Origin of the sequence: Streptomyces sp. B1866 (genome assembly GCF_031932565.1) — a bacterium.
GTDB lineage: Bacteria > Actinomycetota > Actinomycetes > Streptomycetales > Streptomycetaceae > Streptomyces.
In genome coordinates, this window is record NZ_JAVSCF010000455.1 from 1 (window position 1) to 2391 (window position 2391).

The 2391-nt window shown below is 75.4% G+C and carries 3 protein-coding genes; 2 read left to right on the top strand and 1 reads right to left on the bottom strand.

Annotation, left to right across the window (positions count from 1 at the left end; translation table 11 throughout):
* Nucleotides 1–601 (bottom strand): ThiF family adenylyltransferase (locus RKE29_RS29345; RefSeq protein ID WP_312008750.1); only part of this gene is annotated, 601 nt, incomplete at its 3' end.
* Nucleotides 602–826: 225 nt separating this feature from the next.
* Between RKE29_RS29345 and RKE29_RS29350 the strand changes: the two genes are divergently transcribed.
* Both RKE29_RS29350 and RKE29_RS29355 read left to right on the top strand, forming a co-directional pair.
* A complete protein-coding gene (locus RKE29_RS29350) occupies nucleotides 827–1426 on the top strand; it encodes a M48 family metallopeptidase (protein ID WP_312008751.1) in 600 nt (199 codons plus the stop codon).
* Nucleotides 1427–1652: 226 nt separating this feature from the next.
* Nucleotides 1653–2391, top strand: a 739-nt coding sequence (locus tag RKE29_RS29355) for a TerD family protein (RefSeq protein ID WP_312008752.1), incomplete at its 3' end; no start/stop codon positions are given.

Consider the following 2391-nt stretch of genomic DNA (forward strand, 5'->3'; position numbering starts at 1 on the left):
GACCGGGCCCGGGCGCGGCCTGGCGCACCAGGCGGCGTGCGGCCGCCTCGCGCCGCTGGCCGATCTGCTCGGCGGACAGGCCGCCCGGGGTCACGTCCCACGGCTCCACGCACCCGCCGTCCAGCACGTCGACCCGCCCCACCCCCGAGGCCGACAGCAGGGCGGCGACCGCCGCGCCCACCCGGCCCGCGCCCCGCACCTGCACGCGCATGGCCCGCCGCGCGCCCAGCACGCGCAGGCCCGCCCCCGGCTCCGGATGCAGCACCGACAGCGACGCCAGATCGGGCCGCAGCCGGTCCAGTGCGCCCGCCCGCTCCCGCACCGCCGCCGCGGCCGGGCCGCCGCCCGTCGGATCGTCCAGCAGCCCGGCCGCCGCCAGCCGCTCCACCAGCGCGTCGGCCCGCCCCTCCGGCAGGCCCAGGGCCCGCGCCTCCTGCCGCAGCAGCGGCAGGCCGCGCGTGCCGTCCAGCAACTCCAGGAAGCTGCCCGTGGCCGTGTCCACCGGACCGACCACCACCGCGTGGGCCGGTGCGATCCCGAACTGCACCGTGTCCCTGTCCCGCCAGCCGCGCCGCAGCGCGGGCTTGAGCATCGGATGCATAGCTGTCCCCCCCACCGGCCGTCCGCACGCCGCGGGCGGCCGGGAATCGTGTGCCGAAAGCGGTCCCGTCACCACCTTCAGCATGCGGGCTCCGACGCTTCCCAGCCGAAAGTTATCCACAGGTAGCGTGCGATTGTCGTATAAATTCCGCGTGCTGGGGCGCGTTTGTCCACCAAGCGCGTGCGGGGCGGGACTTCACGCGCCGCGAGCGGGTAACGTCGGGGCGTGCCCGCCGAACCCCTGCAGAGCGCCGACGCATCACCGCGCAGCGCCTCGGTCCCGTCGCAGAGCCGGGAGCCGGAGGCGAGCGCCGTCGAGGTCCGCCGAAGCGCGCGCCGGCGCAGAACGGTCTCCGCCTACCGCGAGGGCGACCGCACCATCGTCCTCATTCCCGCCCGCATGTCCGAGGCCGAGGAGCGGCGCTGGGTGGGAGTGATGCTCGACAAGCTCGCGGCACAGGAGAGCAAGCGCATGCTGGGCGACGCCGAGCTGGCCGCCCGCGCCGCCTGGCTGTCCGAGCAGTACCTCGAAGGCCGCGCCCGCCCCGCCTCGGTCCGCTGGGTGACCAACCAGAACACCCGCTGGGGCTCGTGCACTCCGGCCGAGGGCAGCATCCGCCTGTCCCACCGGTTGCAGGGCATGCCCGAGTACGTGCTGGACTACGTCCTGGTCCACGAGCTGGCGCACCTGCTGGTGCCGGGGCACGGGCCCCGCTTCTGGGAGCTGCTGGAAGCCTACCCGCGCACGGAGCGCGCCCGCGGGTACCTGGAGGGCGTCGTCGCCGCCGACCGGCTGCCGCACCTCCCCGTCGCCGGGAGCGAGTGAACCGGCGGTCCCGCGCGTGCCGGCCGTCCCGGCGGCCGGAGTGCCCGGTCCGCCGCGTTCCGGTGCGCCGTGTCCGGTGTGCGGTGCGGGTGGCAGGGCCGCCCGGGCGTCCCGCGAACCCGGGAACCGTCTTCCGCGCCCCGGCGTCGCTCTTTGTCGGCGGCAGCGGCTAGCCTGGCGCGCACATGCACTCTTCCAGTACCGGAACGGGGGACGGTCGTTACGTATGGCCAGGGAATTCCAGCGCGGCCACAAGGCCAGGCTCAGTGATCTGACGGCGGGGAGGGACCTGTACGTCGGCGTGTGCGTCGCCGGGCCGGGACTGTCCTTCGACATCAGCTGCTTCGGCCTCGACGCCGACGAACGCCTGTCCGACGACCGGTACTTCATCTTCTTCAACCAGCCCAAGTCCCCGGAGGAGGCGATCCAGCAGCTCGGCGAGCAGGCCGGCGACACCCAGTCGTTCCGCGTCACCCTGGACCGCGTCCCCGCGCACATCCAGAAGCTCTCCTTCACCGCCGCCATCGACGGCGCCGGCCAGATGTCGCAGGTCGGCCCCGGTTACATCCGGATCGTCGCGGGCGGCGAGGAGGTCGCCCGGTACGCCTTCAGCGGCGCCGAGTTCAGCACCGAGCGGGCGGTGATGGTCGGCGACCTCTACCTCAAGGGCGAGTGGCGGTTCGCCGCGGTCGGACAGGGCTTCGACGGCGGCCTGGACGCGCTGCTGAAGAACTTCGGCGGCGAGGTCCTGGAAGAGGAGGAGCAGCCGGCCCAGGACGCGGTCCCCGGCTTCGCGCCCCCCGGCCAGGGCGGCGCCCCCGGCTTCGCCCCGCCCGCGCAGTCCCCGCCCGCGCAGTCCCCGCCCGCGCAGTCCCCGCCCGCTCAGGCCCAGCCCGCGCAGTCCCCGCCCGCGCAGTCCCCGCCCGCGCAGTCCCCGCCCGCTCAGGCCCAGCCCGCGCCGTCCC